General features: G+C 42.7%; 10 protein-coding genes. 6 read left to right on the forward strand and 4 right to left on the reverse strand.

The annotated features are described in order from the left end of the window. Positions 1-289 precede the first annotated feature (289 nt). Positions 290-3,310, forward strand: coding sequence for a TonB-dependent receptor domain-containing protein (locus tag AUR67_RS14805; RefSeq protein WP_058585858.1), 3,021 nt, complete (start codon positions 290-292; stop codon positions 3,308-3,310). Between the two features lie 60 nt (positions 3,311-3,370). Here AUR67_RS14805 and zapE read toward each other — a convergent pair whose 3' ends face one another. Further along, a complete protein-coding gene (gene zapE / locus AUR67_RS14810) occupies positions 3,371-4,483 on the reverse strand; it encodes a cell division protein ZapE (RefSeq protein WP_058585859.1) in 1,113 nt (370 codons plus the stop codon). Between the two features lie 58 nt (positions 4,484-4,541). Here zapE and rsuA point away from each other — a divergent pair, with 58 nt between their 5' ends. Together rsuA and AUR67_RS14820 are read left to right on the forward strand one after the other, a co-directional pair. Continuing rightward, complete coding sequence (gene rsuA / locus AUR67_RS14815; RefSeq protein ID WP_058585860.1) at positions 4,542-5,240, forward strand: 16S rRNA pseudouridine(516) synthase RsuA; 699 nt, start codon at positions 4,542-4,544, stop codon at positions 5,238-5,240. A 154-nt stretch (positions 5,241-5,394) separates the two neighbouring features. Further along, positions 5,395-6,969: a methyl-accepting chemotaxis protein gene (locus AUR67_RS14820; RefSeq protein ID WP_058585982.1), complete on the forward strand. Its 1,575-nt coding sequence runs from the start codon at positions 5,395-5,397 to the stop codon at positions 6,967-6,969. A 62-nt stretch (positions 6,970-7,031) separates the two neighbouring features. On the opposite strand, the gene AUR67_RS14825 is transcribed toward AUR67_RS14820, so the two are convergent. Then, the gene (locus AUR67_RS14825; RefSeq protein ID WP_058585861.1) at positions 7,032-7,814 is read right to left on the reverse strand and encodes a YggN family protein; all 783 of its coding nucleotides are present in this window, start codon (positions 7,812-7,814) and stop codon (positions 7,032-7,034) included. 418 nt (positions 7,815-8,232) lie between these two features. Beyond that, positions 8,233-10,662: a zinc-dependent metalloprotease gene (locus AUR67_RS14830; protein WP_058585862.1), complete on the reverse strand. Its 2,430-nt coding sequence runs from the start codon at positions 10,660-10,662 to the stop codon at positions 8,233-8,235. 160 nt (positions 10,663-10,822) lie between these two features. Between AUR67_RS14830 and AUR67_RS14835 the strand changes: the two genes are divergently transcribed. Next, positions 10,823-11,791, forward strand: a complete 969-nt coding sequence (locus AUR67_RS14835) for a class 1 fructose-bisphosphatase (RefSeq protein ID WP_058585863.1) — start codon at positions 10,823-10,825, stop codon at positions 11,789-11,791. 40 nt (positions 11,792-11,831) lie between these two features. Here the strand turns inward: AUR67_RS14835 and AUR67_RS14840 are convergent, their stop codons facing one another. Next, positions 11,832-12,155 (reverse strand): hypothetical protein, encoded by a 324-nt coding sequence (locus tag AUR67_RS14840; RefSeq protein ID WP_058585864.1) that lies wholly within the window; start codon positions 12,153-12,155, stop codon positions 11,832-11,834. Between the two features lie 43 nt (positions 12,156-12,198). Here AUR67_RS14840 and AUR67_RS14845 point away from each other — a divergent pair, with 43 nt between their 5' ends. Together AUR67_RS14845 and AUR67_RS14850 are read left to right on the forward strand one after the other, a co-directional pair. After that, positions 12,199-12,555, forward strand: a complete 357-nt coding sequence (locus AUR67_RS14845; protein ID WP_058585865.1) for a DUF5522 domain-containing protein — start codon at positions 12,199-12,201, stop codon at positions 12,553-12,555. A 180-nt stretch (positions 12,556-12,735) separates the two neighbouring features. Next, complete coding sequence (locus AUR67_RS14850) at positions 12,736-15,168, forward strand: TonB-dependent receptor (protein WP_058585866.1); 2,433 nt, start codon at positions 12,736-12,738, stop codon at positions 15,166-15,168. The last annotated feature ends 21 nt before the right edge of the window (positions 15,169-15,189 follow it).

Raw genomic sequence — 15,189 nt, forward strand, 5'->3', positions numbered from 1 at the left:
AAGCCCTATCAATTTATCGTAAAAGCAGCCCTTTCACCAGCTTTAACGTTGCAAAACAGTTAACAATGAATATTTCTTAAGCCACTGATTTTAAATAAATAGATATTCAATAGATATAAAATAGAGACATAAACGAGCCACCTAAGATTGTAGTTAGGTTCACATTTCTATAAAAATTTTTACGTCAATACCGACCAACCAGAGTGTTGTTCACTGTAAATTTTAACTGCCCTTAAAAAGAGCATCACTCTGGTTCTAAAAACTAAAAATAAAACAACTAGGAACGCCTGTGAGAAATCTACTAACCAAACCTTGTGCTATTGCACTTGCTGTTGCCAGTGGTTTTAGCCAACATGCATTTGCCAATGAGGCTGAGATTGCCCGCCCTGCCAACACCACTCCAGCAGCTAATGAACAAACTGAAGAGCCTGAAAAAATCGTTGTAACGGGTTCACGTATTAAACGTGATAGTTTTTCAATTCCAACACCGCTGGTCACAATGGACCGCGAAGCCATTGCCGATACAGGTTTAACCAACTTATCAGATATTTTGGTTGATAATATGCCAGCTCTTAGCGTGAGCATAGGTAACACCACCAGCCAATCGAGTGTTTCTGCGACCGGTTTATCGACAGTACAACTACGAGATTTAGGTGCTAACCGTACCCTCACACTGATTGATGGTCGCCGAGTTGTTTCAAACAGCTACAGTGGCAACTATGTCAGTTTAAATACCATTCCGAGCGGTATGGTTGAGCGCGTTGAAATAATCAGTGGCGGTGCATCTGCAACCTATGGTGCCGATGCTGTAGCAGGTGTGGTGAATATTATCACCCAATCGAAAAAAGAAGGCTTTGATTTTAAAGCGAACACAGGTGAAACCACCGATGGCGGCGGTAAAGAATTTACCCTTGATTTAAACTACGGTACCTCGTTTGCTGAAGATCGCGGTTACGCCTATTTCAGTGCTAACTGGGACCGTGATTTCGGTATGACTTTTTACGATCGTAAACGCGCACAAATCGAAGATTCTTACCGCTACGACGATGACCAAATGTGTAATCAGATGCTCACAAAAGACGGTTATCAATGTATGCGTGACATCACACAAGCTGATTGGGTTAGCAAAAGTGATGGTATTCCGGGCGGTGTGTTCTTAGAAAACAGCCGTAACGACACACAATTTTGGTATGACGGCCAAACTCTACGTGATGACTGGAAAGGCAACGAAGAAATTTACGGTGTGAATTCTAGGCAATACGTGATGCTTGATGTACCAAGCGATAACGTATCTGCTGCAGTTAAAGTTGATTATGACTTAACTGACGATGTGATGTTCTACGCGCAAGTTCAATACAGTGAAAGTGGCTCGTTTAACAATAAGTCGCCTGAAGATGAATACGAAGGTGCGTATGTACCACGTTATGACCCTACCACTGGCGAGCCCCTTGCTGATGTAGCACCGGGTTACATCCCAATCGACAACCCATATGTTCCGCAAGAAATCCTCGATGCCAACCCATACAAAGATCGTATTTATTGGGATCGCCGCTTCAGTGAAGTAGGTAATATCAGCACTGATAATACCCGTAAAACTATTCGTAGTTGGGCAGGTCTTCAAGGCACATTATTTAACGACGAGTGGGACTGGGATCTATCTGCAAGTTATGGTCGTTTTACCCAACACCAAATTCGCAGCAATGAATTAAATACTGTAAAACTTAATCAAGCTTTACAAGCAGAAGAATTAGCGGATGGCACCATTCAATGTATTGATGAAGCAGCTCGTGCTGAAGGCTGTGTGCCAATTAACTTATTTGGTGAGGGATCTATCACCGAAGAGATGGCTGCTTGGATCCGTACCAACCCAATTATTGATACCGAAATAAAACAATACGGTGTAGTTGGCTACATAGCGGGTGATTTATTTGAATTACCAGCAGGCTCAGTATCTGCAGTATTTGGTGGCGAATACCGTAAAGATAGCCAAGACCTATCAACCAGCGACGACATGAAAGCAGGCGGTATTACCTTCAACTATGTACCAAATTTTTATGGTGAAGTTGAGGTCTATGAAGCCTTTGCAGAGCTTGCGATCCCACTTTTAAAAGATGCTCCTTTAGCAAAAAATTTAAGCGCAGAAACTTCATTACGTTTGGCTAACTATAGCATGGAAAACGTCAACACCGTTGCCAGCTACAAGCTAGGTGTATTTTGGGAGCCAATCGAAGGCTATGCATTTAGAGCAAACTACGCTCGCGCTCAACGTGCCCCCACAATCACAGAGCTTATGTCACCACCGCGTGGCGATTACGACAGCTATGATGATATTTGTGACGGTTTAACGGCAACATCAACTAAAGCAGGTCACGACAACTGCCGCAAAGAGCCGACGTTAGCTGCGCAACTTGCTGCTGATCCTAACTTTGAATTTAGCGATGAGAACAACAGTTACTCTCCAGGGGCAGGTAACGAAAATCTAAAAGAAGAAACCGCTGATACTTATACCTTTGGTGTGACAGTGGCTCCTGCCTTTTTAGAAAACTTTAATCTTGCCGTTGATTACTACGATATTGCTATTGTTGATGCGATTTCGCAGATCAGCAATGAAAACATCATGCGTGAATGTTACGACTCAGAAGCAGCATGGGGTGAAGACAACGTATTTTGTAATGATATTACCCGTAATAGCGAAGGTAACATTATCAAAATTCTTCAGCGTCAATATAACCTCGATGAGCTAACTGCACGTGGTTATGATGTAGTTGCACAGTACAAATTAGACTTAGATAACCTAGGTCAGTTGTCATTTAAACTAGATTACAACCATGTAATCGAAAACTCGCAAACCTATGAAGGACTTGATGGCAGCTTAGTAACCAGTCACTACGCAGGTTACGGCAGCAGCAAAGATAAAGCCTCAATGTCACTTACATGGCGTAACGATAACTTGCGTATTCGCTGGCGTACAAATTACTTAGGCTCGTTTAAAGCAAGCCAGAGTCTTGAAGAAGATTATCAAGAGTATATTGCAGAAAATGATGCCCGCTGTGAGGCTAGTGAAGATACTTGTATCAGTAATCCAGAAAAACTTGCCTACCAAGATTATGGCTCGTTCTTAAAACACAGCCTTTCAGCGTCTTACACCATGTCACTTGGTGAACAGAGCCAATTGCGCGTATTCGGTGGTGTGAATAACGTGTTTGATAATAAAGGTGACTTTTATCCATATGGCCGTGGTAACTACTACAGCGCATACGGCGGTGGTGCTGGTCGCTACGTGTATGTAGGTGCTCAATATAGCTTTTAACCGTTTCATATGAAGATCCCCAGCTAGGCTGACATCAAAGGCGCATTTTTATTGCGCCTTTTATCTTTTCCAGCTTTGCATCTCAACTAATCGAGACTCAGTACGTGCATATTCAAACGCCAGTTTTTGCCCTTGATATAAATCACTAATACCCACCTCGGCCGAAATCACCAGTAATCGGCTGCGATCATAAAACTCATCAACCAAAGCAATAAAGCGCCGAGCTTCATCATCTAAAAAGTGTTCTTGTAAATCCTGCTTTTCTCGCTGATAACTATCTTCAATGCCATGCACAATTTGTTTGCCTGTTGCTCCGCGCCCCATTACTGGCACATTGAGTAAATACACCCGCTGAAAACGCTCTGCCAAATAAATATAATCCGCGGTGCTTCTAGGTCCTGAGCAAAGCGTCATAAAATCAAACATAATGGCATCTTGAGCTTGCATTACACAGCTAAGCTCGCGGTGGCAAACCTCTATCGTTGTTTGCCTTGGTATTACTTGCTCTTGCTTTAAAAAGCGCTCTGTTAGCGCCTCTTTGTTATCAATAAAATAATGTTCGGTTTGTTTGCCAAAGCGAAAGCGATGATCTGTGTCGCCTTCAACACTTAAAACATGGCAATGCTCATTTAATAAGTCGATAGTGGGTAAAAATCGTGCTCGCTGTAAACCGTTGCGATATAACTGCTCAGGTTGGCAGTTTGAGGTCGCGACTAACACTACTTGCTGCTCAAACAGGGCTTTGAATAAGCCACCCAAGATCATGGCATCACCAATATCAGAAACAAAAAACTCATCAAAACAAATCAAGCGAATGTGCTCTGCCCACTCTTTAGCAATCACCGTCAGCGGATTTTTCTGCCCTTGCAGCTGAGTTAAGCGCTCATGCACTTGCTTCATAAAATGATGAAAGTGCAAACGCTTCTTAGCTTCAATGTTAACAAGCTTGAAAAACACGTCCATTAACATGGATTTACCACGCCCTACGGGGCCATATAAATAAACTCCTTTTATTGGCTTAGCGCTTTGCCACCAATGGCTTGGTGCAGCCAATTCTGTGGCTAGATTATCAAGAGCATTAATCGCTGTGCGCTGGGCACGGTCTTCTTGCAAATCACCTTTGGCTATTTGCGCTTGGTAATGCTGTAATATTTGTCCTTGCTGTACTGTCATAGGTAACTAGTATCCGCTATACTCGCCGCCATTGTAGCCGACTAAAAATGTGATCCCAATGAAATTTCCATGCCGTTTAGATAAATTTATCAGCCATATTGCCGAGTTACCCCGCAGCAAAACCAAAGCAGGTATCAAACGTAAATACGCCACTGTTAATGGCGAGGTGATCACCTCATTTGATTATTCAATCAGCCAAGACGATGACGTGCGCTGGCAAGGCGAGCCGCTGGTGTTCTTAGGCAAGCGCTACTTCATGCTCCATAAGCCAGCTGGCTATGTATGCGCCAATAAAGATGACCTTCACCCGACTGTATTTGACTTGCTTGATGAACCAAATATGAGCGACTTTCATGTTGCAGGCCGTTTAGATATCGATACCACAGGGTTAGTGATCATCACTAATGACGGCGACTGGTCACACAAAATTACTGCACCAAAGCATAACAAATTCAAAACATATTTAGTTGAAACTCAGGAACCTATTGATGAAGAAGCAATTACAGCGTTAGAGCAAGGGGTGCAATTGCACAACGAAAAAGAGCTCACTCGCCCTGCGATTGTTGAAAAACTTGCAAGCTACAGCTTACGCCTTTCAATTTGCGAAGGTAAATACCATCAAGTTAAGCGAATGCTTGCTGCTGTAGGTAATAAAGTTGTTGAATTACATCGTGAAAAAATAGCTGACATCACCCTCGACGAAAGCCTTGCAAGCGGTGAATATCGTGCCCTTACAGAAGCCGAACTGAAGCTCTAAATAGGTACTTGAGCAAAAGTCATGATAACGCTGTCATTTTTCCTTAATAAAACCAGACAAACGTGGTAAAAGTTAACAGGGGAAATAATAAAGGAGGCTGACTGTGTTATCAGGACTAGCTTTAAAAACAAAAATCACCTTATTTGCTATCGCTATGTTTATTGCGTTATCTGCGATAGCGTTACTTGGCTTACAATCTTTACGCCATGCCAGCGAAAGCGACAACATCGCGCGTATCAACCAGCTCATGAAGAGCACCACTAATATTGTTGAGCAATTTGAATTGATGGTTAAAAACAATCAACTCGAAGAAGCACAAGCAAAGAAGCTCGCTATTCAGGTACTTCGAGAAAATAAATACCACGACTCAGAATATGTCTATGTCGTCGACAACAACTTAGATTTTGTCGCCACTCCGCACGATCCAGAACTACACGGCACCAGCTTTAACGATTTTAAAGATGCCAGCGGCAACAGTATCGGCCGTATGGTCGAAAATCTCGTGGGTAACACTACCAATAAAATCATTACCTATCACTGGGATTCAGTGCGAGATGGTGAAACCGTTGATTTAACCTCTGTAGTACAAAAAACACCGCTGTTTGGCTGGTATGTTGGTACAGGCATTAGCGCCAAAGAAGTTGATGAACGTTATTGGAATACTGCAAAGTGGTTGCTTGGCTTATCTATGCTTATTGCCATTGCGCTGACCTTTGCCATTGCCCGCTTTGGTTCATCACTCACTAATGCCTTAGGCGGCGAAATTGATGAAGTAATCGGTATTGTAAAAAACGTCTCTCGTGGCAACTTAAACTCACATATTCGCCAAGATGCCCCACCTGAGAGCATTATTGCTGCCATGCATTATATGCAGCAAGGCTTACGTGGTGTTGTTGGCGGTATTAAAGGCGTTACCGATAGCTTAAAAAATCAAAGTGTTGATAACGAATCTCGCTCTGTTGAGCTCGATAAACTGACTCGTAGCCTAAACGAAGAAACTCAAATGGTTGCTTCAGCTATTACTGAGTTAACAGCCTCAGCGCAAACTGTTGTAGAACATGCTGAACAAGCAGCTTACTCAGTGCAAGAAGCTGAGCAACAAGGTCAAAGTGCCAGCCACTTAACCAGCGAGGCTGCTGATACCATCGCGCTTTTAGAGCAGCAAATTGACAGCGCTGGTAATAACATTCAAGTGCTTGATGATGAGGTAAATAACATCGCAAATGTGCTCAGTGTTATTCAAGGGATTGCCGAACAAACGAACTTACTTGCGCTTAACGCGGCGATAGAAGCTGCCCGTGCAGGTGAACAAGGACGTGGCTTTGCTGTAGTTGCTGATGAAGTTCGTGGGCTTGCTCAGCGCACACAGACTAGCACTGAAGAAATCCGCAATATGATTGGCAAACTACAAGCTGCAACCCAAGATGCCAAGTCATCTGTTTCGCTTAGTATTAGTACCAGTGAACAAACCGTTGAAAAGTCGACTAAAGCCAATGAAGAACTAAAACGCGTTGCCAGTTCACTCAGCGCAATCGCGCAAATGAGCCATCAGATAGCTATTGCTGCAAAAGAGCAGCTTGATGCCGGTGAAGACACTGCCAAACGTATCGTGACTATCTCAGACACGGCTTCACAAACGGCTGATGTGTCAAATCAGGCCCATACAGCAACCGATTTGATCAAAGGTCTTACTAGCAATTTAGAAACTGAAACCGCTAAATTCAGTTAATTTAAATTAAGTAAAAACGAAAAAGCCCAGCAACTGCTGGGCTTTTTCGTTTTAAGTTCGTATTAAGACTTTATTTGTACCAAATCAAAATCGGCCATACCAGGCACCATTTGTTGTAATCGTGATTCGGTGACATCTAATGAGTTCAAACACTCACAGTACTCTGAAGCTTTCATCTCTAACTGCTCAGCTTTCTTTTGCAGTGATTTGTCAATTTCAGTTGAGATGATATCCATACGCTGCCCCATATCATTGATACGGTCTTCGATGTTACCTTCGCGCGATTTAAAAGCATCGCCTAGCGAAACTAAAATAGCGCCAAGTGAGCCATGCACTGCAGAGTGAATTTTTTGGCTGATTTCTTTGGTAAAAAAGTCATCGATTTTCGACAGCGATTGCGGGGCAATAAAGAAAAAGTCATCACCACGCTTAAATTTATCCATCAGTGCACGCTCAACATATTGCAGCTGAGTTTTTAGCACTTCTGGCTCTTTGTCTGACATGCCCTCAACAACTTGCTCGATGGCACTTAAGCCAAGGTTTACACCATCGGTCGCCAAGTCAACAAGTTCAGGGACGGTTTGCCTGATACCGCGGCTGAACTGCTCCACAACTTTACTTTCATCTGGGCTTAAATCAACCCAGTAGCCTCTTATAAACAATTGGTTATCGTTGTTGATCTGTACGCGAGTTTGACCTTTATCAACAATACGAATGACATCATCGGTGATGATTAAGCCATGGCTTAGCTCTACATCGCATTGTTTTTTTTCTAAGGTTGCGTAACTGGAAAAGCTAGAGAATGTAATGGCCGCTGCTAACAACGAGCGAGAAAAGAACGCCATATACACCTCAAAAAGACAAAAAAGGAAGGCCGCTAGATTAGCAAATATCCAATTTTATGCAAGTAAAACGCCTAGCTATGCTAGGGCGTGTTGACCTTTTGCTATTAATTTTGCAGCAGTGTGTTTGGTATTTAGGCAAGGCAGAGCCTATGTAGTGTGGTTGTTCCACATAAATAGGCGATAACGCAGCATCAATGCCAAACACGCGCTGCCCTTCGGGTTCTTCCTAGGGGCGATTAACTCTTTGTTACCTACATGGATGTAGGTAAGGGGCGTGAGCAGGACGCGGTAGCTTTGTTCGATTTTTACGTAGCCCACTAGGTTACAAATCTCGCGCCGCGATTAAATCGCCCCTAGAGTGAACAAATTTTAATCCACAAAGGTCAACACGCCCTAGGCGCTTTGAAGTAAAAATGGATTAAATTGGTGAGCCCGGAGGCATTGGCAACACTTTAAAGTTTGTAGGCCATTCACCGTTTTCTAAAAAGTGACTGATTTGCTCGCTTAAGTATTGCTTAAATGCACTGTTACCAACGGATGCACTGCCTAGCATGGATTCTTGCTGGTAACTCTTTGCAAGTTTAGCTAAGTAGTAACGAAGCTGTGCTTGTACTTCGGGTGCCACCTCATTGCTTGCAACTAAGTCAGCAAACTGTTTTGCAGTTAAAAGCTGCACACGTTGGCTAATTTTACCTGCCATCCCTGAGGCAATTTTTTGCTCAAAAACTTGCTGATAAGTTTGTGCTAATAACGCATCTAAACCATAAAATGCATCGCTTCGTGCTTGCTGCTGTGCTAAGCGGTTAATGCGTTGGCTATTGAAAAGTAGGCTCAAGCTATGTGCTGCAGCAACCTCAGGCAGCGCCATCGCATCAAGCGTTAGTCCTGTGCGACCAACAATACTTTCGCGTGATTTAGATTCACCATACGCTTTTGGTGGAATAAGGGCTAATACTGACTCAGGTAAAACAAGGTTCTCAGCTTTTAGCGTTGCAAGGAGTGCATCTACTGCAGCTTGTTGCGTTTGCTTTGCCACAACCTGTGCCCCTTTTGGTTGTGAGCCATCACGTACTTCGTACTCATAATTCACACCAGCTATTAGTTTAACCGCAGCTTCTACTTGATAGCGATGGAATAAATAAAGTGGCACCAGCATTTCTTCTAATTGCGATAAAGCAGTGCCTGTTTTGATGTTTTCGATACCAAAGCTCGCCAGCGCTTGTTTACGAACATCAAGTACACGCATTAACTCATCACTTGGTGAACTGCCGTTATCCCATAAATGCCCTGTTGGGTGAGCACCACCTTGAGCGCGGGCATCACTGTCTGAAATAAATTCCAGCCCTTTGCTTTTGTTTTCAGCTAAAATTGCAGCCAATTGCTGTGCTTCATCTTGATTGGTGAAGTCGCTATAACCGTATTTGACCACTTGGGTATCCCACACGCCCATGCCAGTAGCATAGCCTCGACTTACATCTAATTTACCTTGCTCATTAAAGCTCAGTAGTGGGTGTGGATAATCCATCACAGAGGCTCTGTCTGCCACTGACGCTGCAAAGTTATGCGAAATACCTAAAGTATGCCCGACTTCATGGGCGCTTAATTGACGAATACGATCAAGTGCCATTGCTTGTAAGCGCTTAGCCACTTCATTGCCTTCAAAATATGGGGCTGCTAATGCTTCTGCAATTAGGATGTCTTGACGAACACGCAGTGAACCCAGTGTCACATGACCTTTGATGATTTCGCCTGTTCGAGGGTCAATCACTGAGCTGCCATACGACCAACCACGGGTTGCACGGTGCACCCATTGAATTACGTTGTAGCGTATATCCATAGGGTCGGCATCATCAGGGAGCACTTTAACAATAAATGCGTTCTTATAACCTGCTGCATTAAAGGCATCATTCCACCATTTAGCCCCATCAAGTAACGCTGTTTTAACTGGCTCTGGTACACCCGGATCTAAGTAATAAACAATCGGCTCAACGGGCTCGCTGATTGGCAGGCTCGGATCTTTTTTCGCTAAACGATGACGAGGTATGTAACGCACATACATAGACTCGCCCAGCGCTGCCGCATAATCTTTGTGCTCAATGCTCCAAAAACCTGCTTGAGGGTGGAATTTGCGAGGGGTGTAGTTATCGTCCGGTAACTCAATTAATGAGTGATGCATATGTACTGTAAGCGCATAAGGGTCTGCGCTCACTTGACGTACATACTTACCTGGGTTATTACCTTGAAAAGTAAGTACGGCTTCTAGTTCAGTATTTTTTTCAAACGCTTTTGAGCGCGCTAAATATACCGCACTGCGGTTGCTATCTAAGTTAAAACTTCCCTGCCCGGTTGCTGATAAACGACGGCTTACACCATGAACATCGCTTAATAAATAAGGGGTGTAATCCACAAGTACAGCAGTGTCTGACTGAGCGACAACACTAAAGCCCGCTAAAATACTTGATGCGAACGCCTCTTTAATACTTTGTTGTTCCGCAAGGTTATTAGTATTAGCACGGTAATAAGTATTAATAGCTCTTAGCATCACCTTATCGCCAAAACGCTCAAATTGAACTAAGTGAGTATCGCCTAACTGACCACGATCTAAGCCAATATCATTTGAACCAACACCGTAAGGTAAGCTTTGTTGTAATAAAAATTGTTGCTCGAGTTTATCCACCTCAAGATACAATTTGCCGTTTTCTGTGTCGTAGTAAAATGAAAAATAGCCTGAAAAATGAGTCATTTTTTCAGTAAAATCATTTATAGACTTAATTGCTGCGTGTGCTTGAGTTATCATAGTAAGTAGCACAGCTAAGAGCAGATATCGTAGTAATGGTATTTTTTGCATAATCTTATCTTTGTTATTCGCGTTTTAAATACTGTATAGGTATTAAGCAGTATAAAGTACTATCAAGAAAAATCAGCTATTTAAGACGAAATTCAGCGCTTGCTAAGACATTCTCTCTCACACTAAAAATGTCTGGCTACAACGTTATCAGGAAAATAGAATGCGTAGACTCCCACCGGTATTGTTAGAAGATGGTTGCCCTCGTGAACTGATCTCATTGATCAGAACGGTACTTGCGGCATGTAAAGAAATTTCATTTCGTGTTGGTCAAGGCGCCCTATCTGGCGTATTAGGCTCAACCCTAGACGAAAACATTCAGGGTGAAACTCAGAAAAAACTCGATGTTCTAACTAACCAACTTTTAAAAGATATTTTATTAGAATCGGGCTACGTAAAAGCCATTGCCTCTGAAGAAGAAGACTTCACCGTTACGGGTAATCCAGATGCCAACTACATTGTTGCATTCGACCCACTTGATGGCTCATCAAATACTGATATCAACTCACTCGTTGGTACGATTTTCTCAATTATGGCGGCGCCTGAAGGTTCAGATCCGGCTGATCCTAGTATTTTTATGCAACCGGGTAAAAACCAAGTTGCAGCGGGTTATGTATTATATGGCCCATCTACCGTGCTGGCGTTAACAACCGGTAAAGGCACACGCTTTTTCACCTTAGATAAAACACACGGTACCTTCTTATTAACGCAAGATTTTGCAAGCGTACCTGAAGAGACCAGCGAATTTGCTATCAATGCTTCAAACCAACGCCATTGGCAACCGGCGATGCAAAATTACATCAATGACTTAATTGCTGGTGATACAGGCCCACGTGGCCGTAACTTCAACATGCGCTGGATTGCGGCAATGGTGGGTGATGTGCACCGTGTATTATGCCGAGGTGGTATTTTTACTTACCCAACCGACACAAAAGATCCAAATAAACCTAACAAATTACGTTTATTATACGAAGCAAACCCAATGGCAATGTTAATCGAACAAGCTGGCGGTATTGCCTCAACAGGCACTGAGCGCATCATGGACATTCAACCAGATGCTATTCACCAACGTGTGGCGGTGATCTTAGGTTCGAAAAACGAAGTGGAAACCTGCTTAAGCTACCATAAATAGCAAGCAGTAAATGCCTTAGGCTGAAAGGTATAAAATTCTTTCAGCCTAAAGTCACTTCTAATAACTTCTTTAGCGTACTTATACTCAACTCACCCATTTGCTCGTTATTACTTAGTGCATAAATAGCCCCTTCAACGGCGCTTTCGTCGATGTCTTGCCTAGACTCTACTACGTTTGCCCAAAGTTCTAATTCATCGATATCTATTTCGCCGTCTATAACACGCTGTAAAACCTGACAGAAAACATCTTGCGTCAGAGTAAAAACACCACCTTGCGTGTCTGGAGTACTGGTAATTACTGAGATAGCCTCAAATCGGTTATCACCAAAACGGGCAAACTCATCTAATGCGTCTAATTTATCCATTTGCTATGCTTACCTTTTCAATTTCAAAGCATCTTTTTACTTAATGACAACCCTTACTTGCTCACAATGCAAAGCAACGCTTAACTGCCAAGCCGACAATATTAATGCCTGTTGGTGTAATGAACTGCCCAACATTTTACCACTCGATGAGGCAGCAAAAGAATGTTTATGCCGAGACTGTACTATAAAAAAGATAAATTCATTTTTATCTAAACTTTACCAACAGCCTCTTGAACAGCAGCTTGCCTTTGCTAAGCCTTATTTTACTCAAGGTAATTTAATAGAAAATCTCGATTACACCATGCAAAACAACTACATGGTATTTAGCCGCTGGTTCTTTTTAAAACGCGGCCATTGCTGTAGTAATGGCTGTACTCATTGCCCTTATTCCGATAGCTAATCCCTTACAGAGTATTTATTCAATTATTTTGCATTTAATTGCAAATAACGCATGGACGATAAGAATAAAAATACATTATAATTGGATATAAATTCACTAAATCATCAATTTTTAAGCTTAAATTACTAGTAACGTCTATTTTTTAAGCATAAATTTACTGTAACTAAGTCGGAATCAATCATGAACACTTTTAAGCCTGCTCTACTTGCGAGTGCAATTTCTGCAGTTTTAATCAATAGCAATATGGCGTTTGCTGCGGAAGATGCTATCGAAGTTGATAAATCAATTGAAACTATTCAAATTACTGCAACACGACGTGCAGGCTCTGTGCAAGATGCACCGCTTAATATCACAGCGCTCAATGGCGATGTAATTAGCGACCAAAACATTGGCGATCTAGAAGATGTCGCACGCTGGGTACCTGGCTTAACAATTTCTGATCAAGGTGGTCGTGAAGGTTCTCCGATTATCGTTCGTGGTTTGAATACAAATACCTCTGACCGTATTTCTGACAGTGGCACAGTGGCAACCTATGTTGGTGAAATTCCACTGAGCATCGACTTACGTTTAACTGATGTTGACCGTGTTGAAGTGCTAATTGGCCCACAAGGTACATTGTATGGTGCAGGTACTTTAGGTGGTGCAATTCGTTACTTACTAAAGCAACCTGAGCTTGATATCACCGAAGGTAAAGTTACAGGCGATGTATTTAGCATTAACGAAAGTGACGGCACTGGCGGTGAGTTTGGTGTGGTATTCAATACGCCGCTAATTGAAGAAAAACTAGCGCTTCGTGCTAGCTTAAATTATTACGATAACCCTGGTTACATTGACTACACCCACGTGGTTAAAGAACCGGGTGTATCAAACCCAAATCCTGATTTTTCAGACAGCAGCGATGTAAATGCCAACTTAAAAAGCGTAAGCGATGTTAACGATGAGCAAATCACCACAGCACGTTTATCACTTCGTTGGCTTGCAACCGAAGATATTGATGCAACGCTAAACTACTTCTATCAAAAGCAAGAAAATGGCGGTAACTCGACATCGCAATACGGCTCCCTTGCTGATAGCAGCGCGCTACAAGGTGTCCCAGGAAAGTACGAAAACGTAGCTCGTGTACTTGAGCCAGGTGAAGAAGAAAACGATTTATTAAGCTTAGAAGTAAAAGCAGATCTTGGTTTTGCTGAGCTGGTATCTGCATCTGGTTGGTCTAGCTATGAGCAGTCTGGTCAGCGCGATCAAACTGATCTACTTTATGATATTTGGTCAGGTTATGCCGACTTCCCTTCTTTTGTTGGCTACACGCACGATACCTCAGATCGCGATACATTTACGCAAGAGCTTCGTTTAGTCTCAAATAGTAATAGTGCTTTTAGCTGGATTGTAGGCGGCTTCTACAACAAAGTAGAAAGCTACTCTGATGATCGTGAGTACACGCCGGGTCTGACTGAGTACTGGGGTGGTGGTATTCCCAATGTTGAACAAGACCTTGAGTACATTCTAATTTCAGATAGCGAAACCACTGAAAAAGCACTTTTTGGTGAAATCGGCTACAGCATCACAGATCAGTTTGATGTAACTTTAGGTGCTCGTTTTTACGAATACGATGTATCAACAACATCAGGCTCTGCTACACCGCTTTATTCTGGTGATTTTGATTCACTCGATAATCTAGCTATGGAAAATGTGAGCGCTAGCGATAACGGTAACTTATTTAAGTTTAATGCTAACTATACATTCGATAATGATGTACTTGCTTACTTTACCGTGAGTGAAGGTTTCCGTATTGGTGGTGGTAACGGTATTGCTCCTTGCCCTGATGTATTGCCTGAGCAACAAATTGTTTGTGCCCTGCCAAACGAAGAAGATTACAAACCAGATACTACAGTCAACTACGAGCTAGGCTTTAAGTCATCATGGTTACGTAACCGCCTACACTTCAATGCAGCACTATTTAATGTTGATTGGAAAGATGCGCAAGTTGGTAGCAGCACTGTAAATGGTCAAGAGTTAATTACCTCAAATGCGGGCTCTGCTAACTCAAAAGGTGTTGAGCTTTCTACTCGCGCAATGATTGGTGATAATTGGGCTGCATATGCGACATACGCGTATGCAAAGGCTGAATTGACCGAAGATGCGCCTTACTTGTTTGGTGTGTTAGGCGATGACTTAGCGCAGTACCAAAGCTACTATGATGGTGCTAAAGGCGACCGTTTACCGGGCGCTCCTGAGCATCAATTCTCGTTTGGTCTTCGTTACGAGCAAGATATCCTAGGCGATAAACTATTAAGCGTAAACTACGGTATTACAGCGCAAAGCGATGTAATCACCAAAGTAGGCTTAAAAGCAGACGGCGAAGTATTACCAGGTTATGCACTAAGTAACTTATCTGCCAAAATTACTGGTGATATGTGGTCTGCAACGCTTTACGTAGACAACTTATTCGATAAGTACGCATTCACTTCTGTACGTCGTGATAAGTCTTGGGCTGGTATGTCGCAATATGCTGAGCTTAATAAAGAGCTACCTGAGCTACAGCGTGTTTATGGTCACTACACCACAGCACCTCGTACTATCGGTATGAAGTTTAGCTACAACTTTGAGCTGTAATTAAACATACCCATAAAAGCC

It is taken from the genome of Pseudoalteromonas sp. XI10 (assembly GCF_001469895.1).
In the GTDB taxonomy this organism is placed as follows: Bacteria; Pseudomonadota; Gammaproteobacteria; order Enterobacterales; family Alteromonadaceae; genus Pseudoalteromonas.